Below are 14381 nucleotides of genomic sequence, written 5' to 3'. Positions count from 1 at the left end.
CACTCCAAGGGCGTGCGGCCCACGGCCGTCTCGTTCACCGCGGCGCTCGTGTTCGCCCTTGCTTCGGCCGTAGCCCCGTCCGCGTCCGCCACACCGAACGATGTTCTCGGCAGCTTCCAGCTTCGAGACTGCGTCGAGGTGTCCGCCATCGTCTCGGTGCCACCCGAGCGCGCAGCCGCGACACTGCCGGACGGCTACACCTCCTCGTCCTTCATCGGATTGCCCGGCGGTCCCGGCATTCCGGGTAACTCGTCACTCCTGATGGGTGTCGAGACCTGCCAGAGTGGGACCATCGACGGCGTCCCCGTCGACGGTCCCGTCACCTTCGGTGAGCGTGTGCTCTCCGTCGACCGCAAGGATGCTCGGCCGGGGTACCACTTCTACGCCGTGGAGCAGGTGACCGACAATCAGCAGATCCACGATCTGATGCGAACGGCCGGGTTCGACATCGCATTGGTGCCGGGAGTCGGTGCCACTGCCGACGCAGTCGGCGGAGTCTCGGAGGGCGGCTCCGTACGGATCGTGGACGAGGCGCCCGTTCCACGACTGCCGTCGCCTCTCGGGCAGGTCAGCATCTGGAAGGACACCGAGAACAGCAGAAGTTCTCTCCGTTTGACGGTCCATCGGCCGACGGCGCAGGCCGGGATCGGGCACGTGACCGCCGAACCGAATTCACCCATCGCGTCCCTGATGGGCACCGAGACGGCAACGGGAATCGGAGCGATCAACAGATTCGACTTCGATGCTCAGGTGGAGATGGTGCGCTGAGCGTCGGATCACGTGGTTCGGCCGTCAGCGATCCAGGTGCATCTCGGCCAGGGCGCCGGCGATGGCGAAGCCCCCGGCGATGATGCATCCGGCTGTCCGTGTCCTCGTCGGCAAGTCGGCCGTGCGGGCGAACGCAGCGGTGTCCCACACATCGACGACCACCCCGGCGCGGAGCAGCGTCCGCACGGCGGCCGGTGCGTGACGAGTTGCCGCGTACAGCCCACCGCCGATGTAGATCTCCCGGATACCGAAAGTTCGGGCCGCTGCGCGGGTCGTGGCGAGCGACGCGTCGGGGCCGGCGAGCAGCTCGTTCGCACGAGTCGGCGCGATCATGTGGGCGATACCGATCGCCGCGCGGGCGAGCCCGACTGCCGCGGAAAGGTCTCGCGAAAGCCCGCGCGGCGATGTTCGAAGCATGATGATCCTCAGGTTGCGGACTATGTGACGATATCGTCACCTATGACGGCATCCGCAGTCAAGGAGCCGACGTAGACAGGACGGCGCCACCGGGGTCACCTCGTCCCGTACAGCGCCGGGACGTCGAGGTGGTCTCGCAGGGTCGACCCCTCGTACTCGAGGTGGAACAGACCGCGGTCCTGCAGGATCGGGACGACTCCGTCGACGAAGGCATCGATCCCTCCGTCGTAGACGTCCGGTGAGACCCAGAAGCCGTCGACTGCTCCCGCCTCGAACCATTCCTGCATGTGATCGGCGGCATCGGAGGCCGGACCGACGATGACAGGGTGGTAGTCGATGACCCCGTGCGCGAGCACGTCGCGGACGGTCCAGCCCTCACGTGCGATGGCCAGGGCGTGGCCCGATCGGGGGTCGCCCGGCGACGGACGGGCCGCGGACAACTGCCGGGCCGACAGTGGTTCGTCGAGGTGCGTGTGATCGAGGTGCAGTCCCAGCATGCGTCCGAGGTAGGACGCGCGCTGAGGAAAAGTCCGCCCGCTGAGCAGGATTCGACGATCGAGGGCGTCCCTCCGCGTGTCGGCGAGGGAGGTCATCAGACCGGCGACGTAGCGAATCGCATCGGGGTCGCGCCCGGCGCGCTCGGCCGCGTGTCGGAACGCATCGCGCTGCGCACGTGCGTCCTCGATGGTGAATGCGGCACCGATCACGGCGTCGGCGAAACGACCGGCGAGCTCGAGGGAATTCGCGCTTCCGCCGGCGTGGAAGATGACCGGTTGTCCTTGCTCCGACGGTGGGATGTACAGCGGACCGCGGGAGGCCACATGGGCACCACCGAGGTTGATCGGAGCGATCTGTTCGGCATCCGCGAAGCGGCCGGTCTCCTGGTCGTGCACCCAGGCGGATTCTCCCCAGCTGCCCCAGAGCGACTGCACCAGCTGCACTGTCTCGTGCGCCCGTGCGTAGCGCTCGGGCCCGGAGGTCAACGACCTGCCGTAGTTGGCCGCGACGTCCTCGCCGCTCGAGGTGACGGCGTTCCACCCCGTTCTACCGTGACTCAGGACGTCCAGCGCCTTGAACTGCCGGGCGAGGGTGAACGGCTCGGTGAAGGTGGTCGAGCCGGTTGCCACCAGGCCGATCCGAGTCGTCTCTCGCGCGACAGCAGCCAGAGTAATTATGACGTCGAGGTTGAAGTTCGGCGGCTCGTTCTCGATGTCGCCGACATGGCTGGGCCCGTCGGGCAGGAACAGGAACTGCAGCTTTCCCCGCTCGGCCGCCTGTGCGTGTCGCACCTTTGCGTCGAAGCTCGCATAGCTGGTGGGTTCGACTCCGGGTGCCCGCCAGGAGCCGGGCAGATTGCCGTACCCGTTGCCCAGATGCATGCCGATGATCATCTGTTCGGACATCGTGTCTTCTTTCCGTGGCAGAGCAGTGTGGTCGCGATCGAGAGACGACCGGCTGTCGACACCGTCGACAAGAGGAGGTAGTCTCCACTTCAGCAAGATATGGAGACACTCCCCGCTTTGTCAACAGAGAGGTGATCGACGTGGCCGATGACGCGATCAGCAAGGTTCGCGCCCCGCGAGCCGATGCACGGCGCAACAGGGACCACATCCTCGGCGTCGCCGAACAGTTCTTCTCCGAACACGGAGTCGGCGGTTCCCTCGACGCGATCGCGAAGCAGGCCGGCGTCGGCGCGGGGACGCTGTACCGCCACTTCCCCAGTCGCGAAGCACTTCTCGCCGCACTGCTCACCGCACGGGACGACGCACTGGTCTCCCGACGCGACGAGCTGCGCACCCGATCGACGACCGCGGCCGACGCCCTCGACGGGTGGCTCGAGGCACTGACCGAGTGGGCGAGCGCGTTCGACGGGCTCCCCGAACCACTGCGGGCCGCGACGACGACGGACCAGTCCCCACTCGCCACGACGTGTCAGGGATTCATCACGGCGACCGAAGAATTCCTCGAAGCCGCACAGCGGGAAGGCAGTGCACGCTCCGACGTTCGAGCACGCGACCTGTTCCTCGCCGGCCTCGCCACGAGTTGGGTCCGAGGTGCGGCGATGGCCGACCGTGACTCCGCCGCGGCACTGGCCACGCTCACCCGCAGAGGGTGGGAGACAACCTCGCACACCCGAGACACGACCGGCGAACCCGCCGAGACGTGATCGACGACTTGATGTTTCACGACCGTGAGACGACATCGACAGAAGGAGACAGCACCATGACACGCCTGGGAATCATCGGCAGTGGATCGATCGGATCCGCGGTAGCCCGACTCGCCGTCGCCGCGGGCCACGAGGTCGTGATCGCGAACTCGCGAGGACCGGAGTCACTCACAGACCTGATCGCGGAGTTGGGACCCGGCGCTCGGGCCGGCACCGTCCGGGACGCCGCGGAGTTCGGTGACATCCCCCTGCTGTCCGTGCCGCTGGGAGCGTACGGGAACCTCCCTAGCGACGCCTTCGCCGGAAAGACCGTCCTCTCCACGGGCAACTACTACCCACACCGCGACGGACGCATCGCACAACTCGACTCCCTCGACAGCACCACCGCCGAGTACGAACAGGCACTGCTACCCGACACGGTGATCGTCAAGGCGTTCAACAACATCCTCTTCCATCACATCCCGAACCTGGCCCACTCCACACCCCGGACAGCCCTGCCGATCGCCGGAGACGACGCCGACGCCAAAGCGCGCGTGGCGGCCATCGTGACCGCCCTCGGTTTCGACACCGTCGACGCCGGGACACTCGCCGAATCCTGGAGCTTCGAACCCGAATCCGGCGCGTACACCCCGATCTACGCTGCAGATCAAGCCGCATTCGCCGCTGACTACCTCGCCGACCCCGGAGCGCCGGTCCCGGCCGACCGTCTCCGCGAGCTGCTCGCCGCCTCCCACCGACCTGACGTCGCCGCGCGACAGTTCTGACGGCGACCAGGCGCCGGCCCCTGAAGGCTCGGCCCGACCGGTGCGTGGGACGGCTGACGACCGGGTCAGGAAGGGGTGACCTCGTCACCTTCGAGCGCCTCGATAGCTGCGGCGGTGAGGCTGTTCACGATGTGCGTGCGGGTCAGCTCCCCCGCCGCGCGACTGTCACCCGAGACGACGAGTTCCAGGATCTGGAAGTGCTCCTCATGATCGACGGTCCGGGGTTCGGCGCCGGGCGGTAGCTCCAGGCCAACCCGGCGGTACCGATCGGACTTGTCCCACAGGTCCTCGAGCAGATGAATGAGAACGTCGTTGTGGGAGGCGAGATACAAGGTCCGGTGGAAGTCACGGTGCGCGATCAGACCTTCTTCACCCCACCTCTGCGTCACCGGAACCAGTCGAGAGGCCGCGGCCCGCATCTCGAAGATGTCGCGTTCGGTGCGCCGCTCGGCAGCCAGTTCCACGGCGGTCGGATCGAGAGACAGACGCACCTCGAACAACTGGCGTGCCTCGGTGGCCGACATCGATGCGATGCGCACGTTCTTGTGACTGTCGAGTTCGATCAGACCTTCACTGCTCAGTCGCCGCACCGCCTCTCGTAACGGGGTGATGCTCATCTGCAGACGGTCGGCGAGTTCGTACTGCGCCAGACGGGACCCCGCGGGAAGTGTTCCCAGCAGGATCCAGCTACGCAGTTGGGCATAGGCCACGTCTCCCTTGCTGGAGAAGACATTCTGCGCAACGGCCACGGTGGTCCGCCTCTCGGCACGGGTTGTGTTCTCGGTCGTGATGAGTATAGCCTTTGAATACCTTATAAGGCTTACAAGATGCAAGAAGGATTCCATATGAAGATCACCGCAGTGCACGAGGGCACAGTTCCGATCAGCTCGTCGATCCGCAATGCCTGGATCGACTTCAGCAAGATGGACTGCTCCATCGTCGCGATCGTGAGCGACGTGGTGCGCGACGGCGAGCCCGTCGTCGGATACGGCTTCAACTCCAACGGCCGCTACAGCGCCGGCGAGATCCTGCGGCGCCGCATCATCCCGCGCCTGCTCGACGCGACGCCGGACTCGCTCCTCGACGCAGAGGGCGAACTCGATCCCACCATCGCGTGGGACGTCATGATGAGCAACGAGAAGCCGGGCGGCCACGGTGAGCGGTCGGTCGCCGTCGGTGTCGTGGACATGGCCCTGTTCGACCTCGCCTCGAAGATTGCCGAGAAGCCGCTCTACCGTTGGCTTTCCGACAAGCACGGTGATGGCGTGCCCGACGACTCCGTCTTCGTCTACGCGGCGGGCGGGTACTACGCCCCCGGGAAGACCCTCGCCGATCTACAGGACGAGATGCGCGGGTTCCTGGACATGGGATACCACGTGGTCAAGATGAAGATCGGCGGTGCTGACCTCGCCGAGGACCTGCGCCGCATCGACGCGGTGCTCGAGGTCCTCGACGGTGACGGGTCACGCCTCGCCGTCGACGTCAACGGTCGATTCGACCTGGCGACCGCCCTCGAATACGGCGCGGCGATCGAGCCGTACGGACTCTTCTGGTACGAGGAGGTCGGGGATCCACTCGACTACCGACTCAATGCTGTTCTGTCCGAGCATTACTCGGGTCGCATCGCTACCGGCGAGAACTTGTTCTCACTCCAGGACGCTCGTAATCTCGTTCGCTACGCCGGCATGCGACCGGACCGCGACATCATCCAGGTCGACCCGGCGCTGAGCTACGGCCTCACCGAGTACCTGCGCATCCAGACGATGCTGAAGGACCACGGCTGGTCGTCACGTCAGTGCATCCCGCACGGCGGGCACCAGTTCTCGCTGCACATCGCCGCCGCATTGAAGCTGGGCGGCAACGAGTCCTACCCCGGCGAGTTCCAGCCCACCGGTGGATTCGCCGACGGGGCGGTCGTCGAACGCAGTCAGGTGGGACTTACCGAGAGCCCCGGAATCGGGTTCGAGGAGAAGGCCGCGTTCTACGCGGTGCTGCGCGAACTGCACTGATCTCCCGGATCCGCAGACCGCAATCATGGGCACCGACGAACACCATGGTCGGTTACTTGCATCATGCTAGTAACCACCATAGTGTCGGCACCACACGCCGGCGACGGCCCGATTCGAGCACCTATGGGAGCGCTATGCACAGCGACACCGACGAGCTTCAGCGGTCCGAAACCTTCACCTGGGCAGACCCGGGTCCGGTTCTGGCCCGGGCCGCAAGCATGAGCGGACTCGAGGTGATGCAGGCGTTGGTCGACGGCGAACTGCCTCCCCCACCGATCGCCGCCCTGATGAAGTTCACCGCCATCCGAGCCGAGGTCGGCACGGTGGTGTTCGAATGCACACCGTCACAGGCGCATTACAACCCGATCGGCACGGTCCACGGCGGACTCGCGTGCACTTTGCTCGACACGATCGTCGGGTGCGCAGCCCAGACGACGTTGCCCGCCGGCACCGGCTACACCTCGATCGACATCAACGTCAGCTACCTCCGCAACATCCTGGACACCAGTGGCCCGTTGACTGCGACAGGACGGGTGACCAAGACAGGGTCGCGGGTGATCTTCGCCGAAGGGTCCATCGTCGACAACCAGGGCAGACTCGTAGCGACGGCCACCAGCTCGCTGCTCGTCATCGCACCGCGATAACCGATGCAGCGCAGCAGCTTCGACAACGTGGGATGTCCCGTCGCGGGCGCCCTCGAGCAGGTCGGCGAATGGTGGACGCTGCTGATCCTCCGCGACGCTCTCGACGGTTTCACCCGCTTCGACGAGTTCGAACGCAACCTCGGTATCGCGCCGAACATGCTCACCAGGCGTCTGAAGTCTCTGGTCGAGGCGGGTCTGCTCGAACGTCGGCAGTACCAGGACCATCCACCACGTTCCGAATACGTGTCGACCCGCCGAGGACGTGAACTCACTCCCGTCATCGTCGCGCTCTATGCCTGGGGGAACAAGCACGTCGACCCCGACGATCGAGGGATGCTCCTCGTCGACGACGCGGGTGAGGAGATCGACCCCGTGTTCGTCGATCGTCGAACGGGCCGCACCCTCGGCGAGAGCAACGCTCGGTTCGTCGCCGGCCCCGCGGCATCCGAATCGCTCGCGCGGCGACTCGATCCCGACCTCCGAGCCGAGCGGCGCACACGGCAACCTTCTACCCGCTGAGGAGCGCTCGATACGATTCGCTGCGCCTGATCGAGCCCACTCGCGCAGATCGGGCCGGCCTCCCGGGTATGTTCGAAGGAACGCTCCACGCCGCACTAAGGAAGCTCGGTGGCACAACGTGAAAAGACTCGTCGTCGCTCTGTCGGTACTCGCTCTTCTCGCCGGCTGTTCCACCGAGGAACCTGCACCCGCGCCCACACAGACCCCTGCTGCCGAACCGGCCCGGGCACCCGAAGCACAGGATCCGATCGGCACCGTCGTCCCGCTTCCGGGAGCACCCGAGGGAATCGTCGTCACGGCGTCCGGCATCGCCGTCGCCGCAGTGCGTGAACCCGACGGCCTGAGGCTGCTCGACGCGGCGACCGGGGTGGAGCGGCAGTTCGTGCCGACGGTCGGCGCCCCGCGGCACCTCTCTCTGGCCGGCCCGGATGGACCTGTACTCGCGCCACTCGAGTCCAGTGACGAACTGCTCCTGGTCGATCCGGCGAACGGCGCGACGCTCTCCACCACTCGAGGCGTCGGACGGCAACCGCACGATGCCGTGGTGACCGCCGACGGCACGACCGTCGTGACCAACGAGATGGGCGGCGGAGTCGTCTTCGTCCGCAACGGTGTCGTGACAGCATCTCTCCCCGCCGGCCCCGTACAACCGGGCGGAGTTGCCGCTGTGGGCGATTACGCAGCTGTCGCCGATGTGCAGGGCAACGGGATCTGGATCTACAGCGGGCCGGACCAGAAGCTCGTCGCGCAGGGACCGTTGGGGACCAAACTGACGCATGCGACATCGCTCGGCCCCGACCTCGCTGCCTTCGCCGACACCGACGGTGGCGCGGTCTACCTCGAGCGCATCACCCCGGACATCAGCGAGGTCGCTCGCATCGACGCACCCGGTAATCCGTACGGGCTCGCCTACGACGCCGATCGGAAGTTACTTCTGATCACGCTGACCGAGAGCAACATCCTTCGGGTGGTCGATGTCGCCGACCCGGCGTCGCCGCGAATAGTGGCCGACTTGCCGACGGTTCGTCAGGCCAATTCCGTTGCCGTGGATCCACGCTCGGGAAACATCCTGGTGACAGGCAGTGATCCCGGCGCGGACTCGAGCCTCCAGATCATCCCTGCCGACAGCGTCGACGCACCGTGATGTGTGCCTTTCCGACGTTCCCGATCAGTGTTCGGTGAACACTCGGCGCAGCCCTACGAAGCGCACCACCGTGGCCACGAGGTTCGCGGCAACGAGGACGGATACCTCCACTGCTCGCGACGCATCGGGTACCCACCTGTGGAGGAGCACCAACGACCCGCTGGTCACCGCCAGCCCGAGGGCGAAGACGACAAGTCCTTGCACGTACTGGCGAACGATCGCATCGGTGCCGCGAATACCGAAGGTGAATCGGCGGTTGATCGCGGTGTTCGCGAGCGCAGAGACCAGGAGCGCCAGCACATTCGCAGCCTGGGACGACATGACGACCCGAAACACGAGAAACAACACAACGTACGCGACGGCGCTCGCAGCCCCGACGAGGTAGAAGCGGAACAGCACACTCCGGGTTCCGGATGTCGTAGTCAGAGCATCTCTCCCGTCGGCCTCGAAACGGGGAGCGCAGCCACGCATCGGGCGAACTCACTGTTCGGGTGGCACTGTCGTGCGATCGGGTCGAGATCGACGAGTTCGTCCGCGTCACGCAGAGTCGGTGCTGCACCGACGACGAGGCCGCAGCGCTGCAGGGCGTCCCGGGTGTCGTCCCCGGTGCGGTCGGTGGACATCTCCACTGCTCGCAGGGCCTGCGCATCGGATGCGTCGTGCAGTCCGAGCACCCACCACCCTCCGTCCTCGGCACGGCCCAGGATCGCCGACGACGGTGCCAGAGCCTCACCGACGTCGGTGAGCATCGCGGGGTCGACCTGCGGTGTGTCCATGCCTATCTGCACGACGGGACCGGATCCGGCGGCGTCGTGATGCGCGTGGATCAGGCGTTCCGCAAATCCGTCCCCGCGTTGGTCGATGACCAGAAAATCTGCCAGTGACTTTCGGATCTCGTCGCTGCGCATCGCCTCGGCCAGGTCGCCGGTCATCGCGACCACCCGCCGGGCAAAAGGAGCCTGCCTCGCCGCGGCGAGCGTGTCGAGCAGCGCCGCAGCCGCCACCGACGCGGCGTCCTCGGCGGTCATGGCGGCCATCAATCGAGTCTTGGCGAAGCCGGGTACCGGCGCTTTCGCGATGACGAGCAGCGTCGCATCGATCATGGAATCACCTTCGCGAAATCCCAGACGGCCACCACCGTGCCGCGAACCGACCCCGACACCTTCGACACTCCCCCGGTACGCGGGCGGTAGGTGATGTCGTGCTCGACAACTGTCCACCCTGCCCGAGCGGCGAGAACCAGCAGCTGCAGCGGGTAACCGGAGCGTCGGTCCGGGACGTCGAGCGAGAGCAGATCCTCTCGGCGTGCCACCCGAAGAGCGCCGATGTCGTGGACGTCGATCTTCAGCCGTCTGCGCAGACGCCAGGCAATGGCCTTGTTGCCGAGGCGGGCGTGCCACGGCGAGCCACTGCGGTGCACCGGGCGGCGCCGACCGACGACGAGTTGGGCGGAGTCCAACGCTGCGACGAGCCCGGGCAGCTCGCGCGGGTCCATCGACCCGTCCCCGTCCATGACGGCGACAACCGTCGTTCGCGCGGCGGTGATTCCGGCGTGCACGGCGGAGCCGTACCCGGGAACAGCCTCGACGACCACGTGCGCCCCGTGCGCGCGGGCCACGTCCGCAGTGCCGTCGGTGGAGCCGTTGTCGACGACCAGACGGTGATAGCCGTCGGGCACGGCGTCGAGAACATCGGGAAGAGATTGCGCCTCGTTGCGGCACGGGAGTACGACGGTGACATCGGAAGGATCGATCATCGTCACACCACCGGGGCCGAGCCGTCGGATGCCGCCCGCAGCGGTGCCGACGCGAATCGCGTCAGCCCCTCGTCCGGACCGACGGCAGCTCGGAACCCGAGAATCTCGCCGGCCCGAGCGGCACCGGCAACGATGTGCCGCACGTCGCCGGGACGGAACTGACCCGTCACCTTCGGCTCGATGCCGCCCCCGTGTGCACGACACAGAATGCGCGCTACGTCACCGATCGAGATCGGGTGTCCCGAACAGACGTTGCAGGCCACGAACCCCGCTCCGTCGTGCTCGACGGCGGCAAGGTTGGCGGCGGCGACATCGCGGACGTCGACGAAGTCCCGCATCTGCCCACCGTCCTCGTACACAGTCGGTGATTCACCGCCCTCGAGCGATGAGCGGAACATCGCGGCGACACCGGAATACGGTGTGTCACGCGGCATTCGGTCACCGTAGACGTTGTGGTAGCGCAGCGCCGTGACCGATCCGCCCGTCGCCAGCGACCAGGCGAGTGCATAGTTCTCCTGCGCGAGTTTGCTTGCTGCATAGAGACTTCGGGGCTCGAGCGGAGCGTCCTCGTCCACCGTCTCCCACGTCACCGGCTCGTCACCCTCCGGGCACTTCGCATCGAACACCCCGTTCCGCAGATCCGACGGGTTCCGTGGGCGCGGACGGACGACACCGTGCACGGGGCAGCGGTAGCGACCTTCGCCGTAGACGACCATCGATGACGCGAGAACCAGCTTCCGGCACTCGGCTCGGGCCATCGCGGCAAGTACTTCGGCAGTACCGAGGTCGTTGTGGCTGGCGTAAGCGGGCGCATCCGCGGTGCTGACGCCGGCTCCGACGACGGCGGCCTGGTGACACACCACGTCGACCCCCGCCATGACATCGTCCAGAGCGCGGGGGTCACGGACGTCGACAGTCGTGACGTTCGGCGCGTGCCGCGGCGTCGAGCCGTGTGCCGAAGGCAGGAACGCGTCGACAGCCGTTACGTCGTGGTCGGCCGCCAACAGTGCTTCGTAAATGTGTTCACCGATGAAACCGGCCGCGCCGGTGAGTAACACGTGCATCGTCTTCTCCTTGTCGTGTCGATCGAGGGGGGCGGGTCGCTCACCAGTTCGTGTACGTCAGATGGTTGATCGCCAATGCCAGCACGACCTGCGCTGCCAGCCAGAAGCGCACCGAGCGGTCCCCGATCGCGACAGTGGCGACCGTCATCCACACCTGGAACGGCAGCCAGATCCGCTCCGTCTCCGCCTTGCTCAGCCTGCTCAGGTCCGCGAAAGTCACGGCCAGCAGAGCTGCCACCACGAGTAGCGTCACCGGCTCGGCACGTCGCACACGTGGCAGTGACACCACGCGGGACAGGGCGGCGGGCACCGCGAGTCCCACGGCGCAGACCAGAGCGGCGATGTTGCCCCAGCTCCAGTACTCGAACGGGCGCGCGGACGCGATGCCCTGCCAATATCGTTCCTGGACCGCCACATACCCGTCGAACCACCAGAAGCCCGACGCGGTGAAGAGTCCGGCGACGACGAGGGCGCCGCCGATCGCCGGTAGCAGTGGCCGCACACGGCGGGATGCGATGAGCACCGCGAGAGCAGGCAGTCCCATCAGGGCAAGGCCGTAGTTCAGGTAGACCGAGAACCCGAGCAGGAGACCGGCCGCGACGGCAACGGCGTCGTGGAGCAATCGTCGACCGGCTGCTGCGACGGCCAGAAGGGCGATGCCCCAGGCGGACACGCCCGTGAAGAATCCGTCCGCTGAGACACCGATCCAGATCGCGCTCGGCGCGATCACGGCGAACGGGATCAACCGTCGGGCGGTGTCGCGGCCGACGAGCGCTGCGACGGCGACAGCGGTGGCAACGGCGGCCGATGACCCGACGATCACACACAACCATGCGGCGGCCGCGCCTCCCCCGAGTCCGATGCGGTCCAACCACACGAACGTCAGGATCGCGCCGGGGGGATGCCCGGAGACGTGCGTGGTCCAGGACTCCGCCTGGCCGTCGACGATCCGGTCGGAGAAGCCGCGCAGCGTGGCACCGATGTCGTCGATCCCGCCGACTTCGGACAGATACTCGTCGCGGGACGTCAACTTCTCGACGAACCCTTTCTGCCAGCCGTCGACCGCAGCCAGACCGACGGTCCAGACAAGGGTCGTCGCCCAGGTGACGAAGAGCAGCGGACGCCACGACATGCGTGCCGCCACGGACGGGCTGAGGATCACCACCAGGACGCCGACGATCACCGCGACCGGAGTCCCCGGCCCCACATGAGCGCCCCACCGCCCGAACAGAGGCGCGAGCGACGCGAAATCGTCGAAGTCGAAACCCATGCCGCCGATCAGCGGAGTGACGACGGCATTCTCCCGCCGCGCCACGACCACTGCCGCGACGACCAGTGCAGCCGCGAGGAGTGCGCCGATCAGTTCCGGAACTCGAGGAACCCACCCGCGCCGCCGATCGGTCGCGGTCGGGCCGCTCACTCGGAAGTCTCGGGGGCCGAACCGTACGGGGGTTTGACGAAGTGAGCGAAATGCCGACCGGCGATCGCGGTCACGCCCACCGGCACCAGCCCTCGTGCCGCAGCGAGCGGCGCCAGCGTCTCCGCATCGATTCGCGCCCAGTCGTACCAGGGCCCCGCAGTCTCGTCGCTCTCGATGCGCAGACATTCGGCGACGAATCCCGTTCCGGGGGTTGCCACTTCGACGTGGACCGATCCGCTCTCGCACGCGATGTCGTGAGCACGACCGATGACACGGCCGGGATCACCACCGATGCCGATGTTCCCGTCGACGAGAAGCACTGTGTCCCAATGCCCTTCGTGTGGAACGATGTCGAAGATGTCGGCCAGCTCGGCTTTGGCACCACGTTCACGGACCAGCGCGACAGCTGCCGGGGACGTGTCCACACCCATCGCCGACACTCCCCGTCGCCGCAGTTCCTCGACCAACCGGCCCGGCCCACACGCGAGATCGATCGTGCGTCCCCGGCAAAGGGCGAGCAACGTCTCGTCCACTGCGCGGTCATCGGCGTCTGCGTGCTCGCCGCCGAGCCAACGCCCGACCGGCAACAGGTTCCGTCGGCCGTCCCGGTGCCGCACCCACCACGCGGTACCGGTTGAGGCAGTGTCGAACAGAACATCGAAATTGTCAGGGGCCTCGCCCGCCGAAGTCGCTGTCACGCTTGTCCCTTCTACAGACCCCGACTGGTCCGGCACTTCCTCGATGTGGATGCTTGTCCATTCCCGGTGGACGTCGGCGACAAACGTCGCGTTCAGTCGTTTTCCACGTTCAGGGGCCATCGCCCGACTCGTCGACACGATCCGGCCCACATCGGTGTCGATGTGGGCCGGGTAGGAGGCTATGCCTCGTTACTGCGTGTTGACAGTGATCGTGGCGACTCCCACCAGCAGTCCCGGGGTGACGGCGTCGGTCTTGAACGTCTCGTTCAGCAGGCCGGCGGCGGTCTCGGAGACATGCACGGTCGTGCCCTGCAGAATCGCGGTGTTGTTCGGGCCGGTGGCCAGCGGCTCGAGTGTGCGGCCGTCGAGATCGAACAGCACGGCGTCGGTGGCGGCGCTCTCTCCGTTGACGGTCACATCACCCATGAGCAGTGAGGTGCCCGGATCGATGACGAAGTTGGTCAGCTCCACCGTGGTACCGCCGGCGGTCAGCGACAATCCGCTGCCTTCGTGGTCGATGGAGCCCTGCACGTATGGATCGACCGTGCCCGGCGTCCAGTACTTGACGTTGCCGCCGGTGATCGGGAATCGAAGTGATCCATCCGCGAGGGTCGCCGTGCCCACGGTTCCCGGGGTCAACCCGAGCGTGGTCAGAGCGTCCGTGAAGCCGGTATCGAGCGCAACGGCGGTGTCCACGCCGGTCAGAGCGTCGACCTGCGCGGCAGGTTCGGGCTGAGTGGACGTCGATGCGGCGGCGGAGGACGAACTGGACGTCGTCGCTGCCGATCCGCCGTCGTCACTGGACGAGCAGGCGGCCAGCGGAATCAGGGACATCACGCCGATCGCAGTAGCGGCCACGGATTTACGGATGGTGAACATATCAGCTCCTTGTCGTCGGTAATGGTTACTCCACATTCGCCGCGACACGGCCCATGGATGGTGTTCGACCGCAATCGTTCCCGCGGCCACCTGCGTGGCAGCGATGGTGGAACCTCACCCGATCGGACGTAG

Annotated in this window: 17 protein-coding genes; 7 read left to right on the top strand and 10 right to left on the bottom strand. The window is 66.7% G+C overall.

Translation table 11 applies throughout. The annotated features are described in order from the left end of the window. Positions 1–12 precede the first annotated feature (12 nt). Complete coding sequence (locus tag RU01_RS10080) at positions 13–768, top strand: hypothetical protein (protein WP_156148868.1); 756 nt, start codon at positions 13–15, stop codon at positions 766–768. Positions 769–792: 24 nt separating this feature from the next. On the opposite strand, the gene RU01_RS10075 is transcribed toward RU01_RS10080, so the two are convergent. Together RU01_RS10075 and RU01_RS10070 are read right to left on the bottom strand one after the other, a co-directional pair. Then, the gene (locus RU01_RS10075) at positions 793–1185 is read right to left on the bottom strand and encodes a hypothetical protein (protein ID WP_042574395.1); all 393 of its coding nucleotides are present in this window, start codon (positions 1183–1185) and stop codon (positions 793–795) included. A gap of 95 nt (positions 1186–1280) precedes the next feature. Further along, entirely contained in the window at positions 1281–2588 is a 1308-nt protein-coding gene (locus RU01_RS10070; protein WP_042574394.1) for an NtaA/DmoA family FMN-dependent monooxygenase, read from the bottom strand. A gap of 140 nt (positions 2589–2728) precedes the next feature. Here RU01_RS10070 and RU01_RS10065 point away from each other — a divergent pair, with 140 nt between their 5' ends. Next, positions 2729–3352 (top strand): TetR/AcrR family transcriptional regulator, encoded by a 624-nt coding sequence (locus tag RU01_RS10065; RefSeq protein WP_042574534.1) that lies wholly within the window; start codon positions 2729–2731, stop codon positions 3350–3352. Between the two features lie 56 nt (positions 3353–3408). Further along, the gene (locus tag RU01_RS10060) at positions 3409–4116 is read left to right on the top strand and encodes an NADPH-dependent F420 reductase (protein ID WP_042574533.1); all 708 of its coding nucleotides are present in this window, start codon (positions 3409–3411) and stop codon (positions 4114–4116) included. Positions 4117–4181: 65 nt separating this feature from the next. Here RU01_RS10060 and RU01_RS10055 read toward each other — a convergent pair whose 3' ends face one another. Beyond that, positions 4182–4865: a GntR family transcriptional regulator gene (locus RU01_RS10055; RefSeq protein WP_042574393.1), complete on the bottom strand. Its 684-nt coding sequence runs from the start codon at positions 4863–4865 to the stop codon at positions 4182–4184. A gap of 96 nt (positions 4866–4961) precedes the next feature. Here RU01_RS10055 and RU01_RS10050 point away from each other — a divergent pair, with 96 nt between their 5' ends. The 4 genes from RU01_RS10050 to RU01_RS10035 all read left to right on the top strand — a co-directional run bounded on the left by RU01_RS10050 (position 4962) and on the right by RU01_RS10035 (position 8432). Further along, a complete protein-coding gene (locus tag RU01_RS10050) occupies positions 4962–6125 on the top strand; it encodes a mandelate racemase/muconate lactonizing enzyme family protein (RefSeq protein ID WP_042574392.1) in 1164 nt (387 codons plus the stop codon). 134 nt (positions 6126–6259) lie between these two features. Continuing rightward, positions 6260–6769, top strand: coding sequence for a PaaI family thioesterase (locus RU01_RS10045; protein ID WP_042574391.1), 510 nt, complete (start codon positions 6260–6262; stop codon positions 6767–6769). A 3-nt stretch (positions 6770–6772) separates the two neighbouring features. Beyond that, the gene (locus tag RU01_RS10040; protein ID WP_042574390.1) at positions 6773–7288 is read left to right on the top strand and encodes a winged helix-turn-helix transcriptional regulator; all 516 of its coding nucleotides are present in this window, start codon (positions 6773–6775) and stop codon (positions 7286–7288) included. A 118-nt stretch (positions 7289–7406) separates the two neighbouring features. Beyond that, entirely contained in the window at positions 7407–8432 is a 1026-nt protein-coding gene (locus tag RU01_RS10035; protein ID WP_042574389.1) for a YncE family protein, read from the top strand. A gap of 24 nt (positions 8433–8456) precedes the next feature. Here the strand turns inward: RU01_RS10035 and RU01_RS10030 are convergent, their stop codons facing one another. From RU01_RS10030 to RU01_RS10000, 7 genes are all read right to left on the bottom strand, one after another. Then, complete coding sequence (locus RU01_RS10030; RefSeq protein WP_082043014.1) at positions 8457–8903, bottom strand: GtrA family protein; 447 nt, start codon at positions 8901–8903, stop codon at positions 8457–8459. Continuing rightward, positions 8855–9535 carry a TIGR04282 family arsenosugar biosynthesis glycosyltransferase gene (locus tag RU01_RS10025; protein WP_042574387.1) on the bottom strand — a complete coding sequence of 227 codons (681 nt, stop codon included), beginning with the start codon at positions 9533–9535 and terminating at the stop codon, positions 8855–8857. Before RU01_RS10025 ends, RU01_RS10030 begins: the two co-directional genes overlap by 49 nt. After that, entirely contained in the window at positions 9532–10188 is a 657-nt protein-coding gene (locus RU01_RS10020) for a glycosyltransferase family 2 protein (RefSeq protein WP_042574386.1), read from the bottom strand. Before RU01_RS10020 ends, RU01_RS10025 begins: the two co-directional genes overlap by 4 nt. Positions 10189–10190: 2 nt before the next feature. After that, positions 10191–11252, bottom strand: a complete 1062-nt coding sequence (locus tag RU01_RS10015) for an NAD-dependent epimerase/dehydratase family protein (RefSeq protein WP_042574385.1) — start codon at positions 11250–11252, stop codon at positions 10191–10193. A gap of 40 nt (positions 11253–11292) precedes the next feature. Beyond that, positions 11293–12672, bottom strand: a complete 1380-nt coding sequence (locus RU01_RS10010) for a hypothetical protein (RefSeq protein WP_042574384.1) — start codon at positions 12670–12672, stop codon at positions 11293–11295. Beyond that, positions 12669–13370 (bottom strand): class I SAM-dependent methyltransferase, encoded by a 702-nt coding sequence (locus RU01_RS10005; RefSeq protein ID WP_042574383.1) that lies wholly within the window; start codon positions 13368–13370, stop codon positions 12669–12671. Before RU01_RS10005 ends, RU01_RS10010 begins: the two co-directional genes overlap by 4 nt. Before the next feature lie 189 nt (positions 13371–13559). Beyond that, positions 13560–14249, bottom strand: coding sequence for a hypothetical protein (locus RU01_RS10000; RefSeq protein WP_042574382.1), 690 nt, complete (start codon positions 14247–14249; stop codon positions 13560–13562). Positions 14250–14381: the final 132 nt, after the last annotated feature.

It is taken from the genome of Rhodococcus sp. MEB064 (assembly GCF_000834565.1).
Classification (GTDB): domain Bacteria; phylum Actinomycetota; class Actinomycetes; order Mycobacteriales; family Mycobacteriaceae; genus Rhodococcoides.
Note: the sequence above shows the minus strand (reverse complement) of the source record. Positions and strands in the feature narration are given on the sequence as shown.

Bases quoted from the DNA above. Each gene is read 5' to 3' on its own strand.
- RU01_RS10075 (WP_042574395.1), bottom strand. From the start codon at position 1,185: ATGCTTCGAACATCGCCGCGCGGGCTTTCGCGAGACCTTTCCGCGGCA.
- RU01_RS10070 (WP_042574394.1), bottom strand. From the start codon at position 2,588: ATGTCCGAACAGATGATCATCGGCATGCATCTGGGCAACGGGTACGGC.
- RU01_RS10060 (WP_042574533.1), top strand. From the start codon at position 3,409: ATGACACGCCTGGGAATCATCGGCAGTGGATCGATCGGATCCGCGGTA.
- RU01_RS10050 (WP_042574392.1), top strand. From the start codon at position 4,962: ATGAAGATCACCGCAGTGCACGAGGGCACAGTTCCGATCAGCTCGTCG.
- RU01_RS10045 (WP_042574391.1), top strand. From the start codon at position 6,260: ATGCACAGCGACACCGACGAGCTTCAGCGGTCCGAAACCTTCACCTGG.
- RU01_RS10040 (WP_042574390.1), top strand. From the start codon at position 6,773: ATGCAGCGCAGCAGCTTCGACAACGTGGGATGTCCCGTCGCGGGCGCC.
- RU01_RS10030 (WP_082043014.1), bottom strand. From the start codon at position 8,903: ATGCGTGGCTGCGCTCCCCGTTTCGAGGCCGACGGGAGAGATGCTCTG.
- RU01_RS10025 (WP_042574387.1), bottom strand. From the start codon at position 9,535: ATGATCGATGCGACGCTGCTCGTCATCGCGAAAGCGCCGGTACCCGGC.
- RU01_RS10020 (WP_042574386.1), bottom strand. From the start codon at position 10,188: ATGATCGATCCTTCCGATGTCACCGTCGTACTCCCGTGCCGCAACGAG.
- RU01_RS10015 (WP_042574385.1), bottom strand. From the start codon at position 11,252: ATGCACGTGTTACTCACCGGCGCGGCCGGTTTCATCGGTGAACACATT.
- RU01_RS10000 (WP_042574382.1), bottom strand. From the start codon at position 14,249: ATGTTCACCATCCGTAAATCCGTGGCCGCTACTGCGATCGGCGTGATG.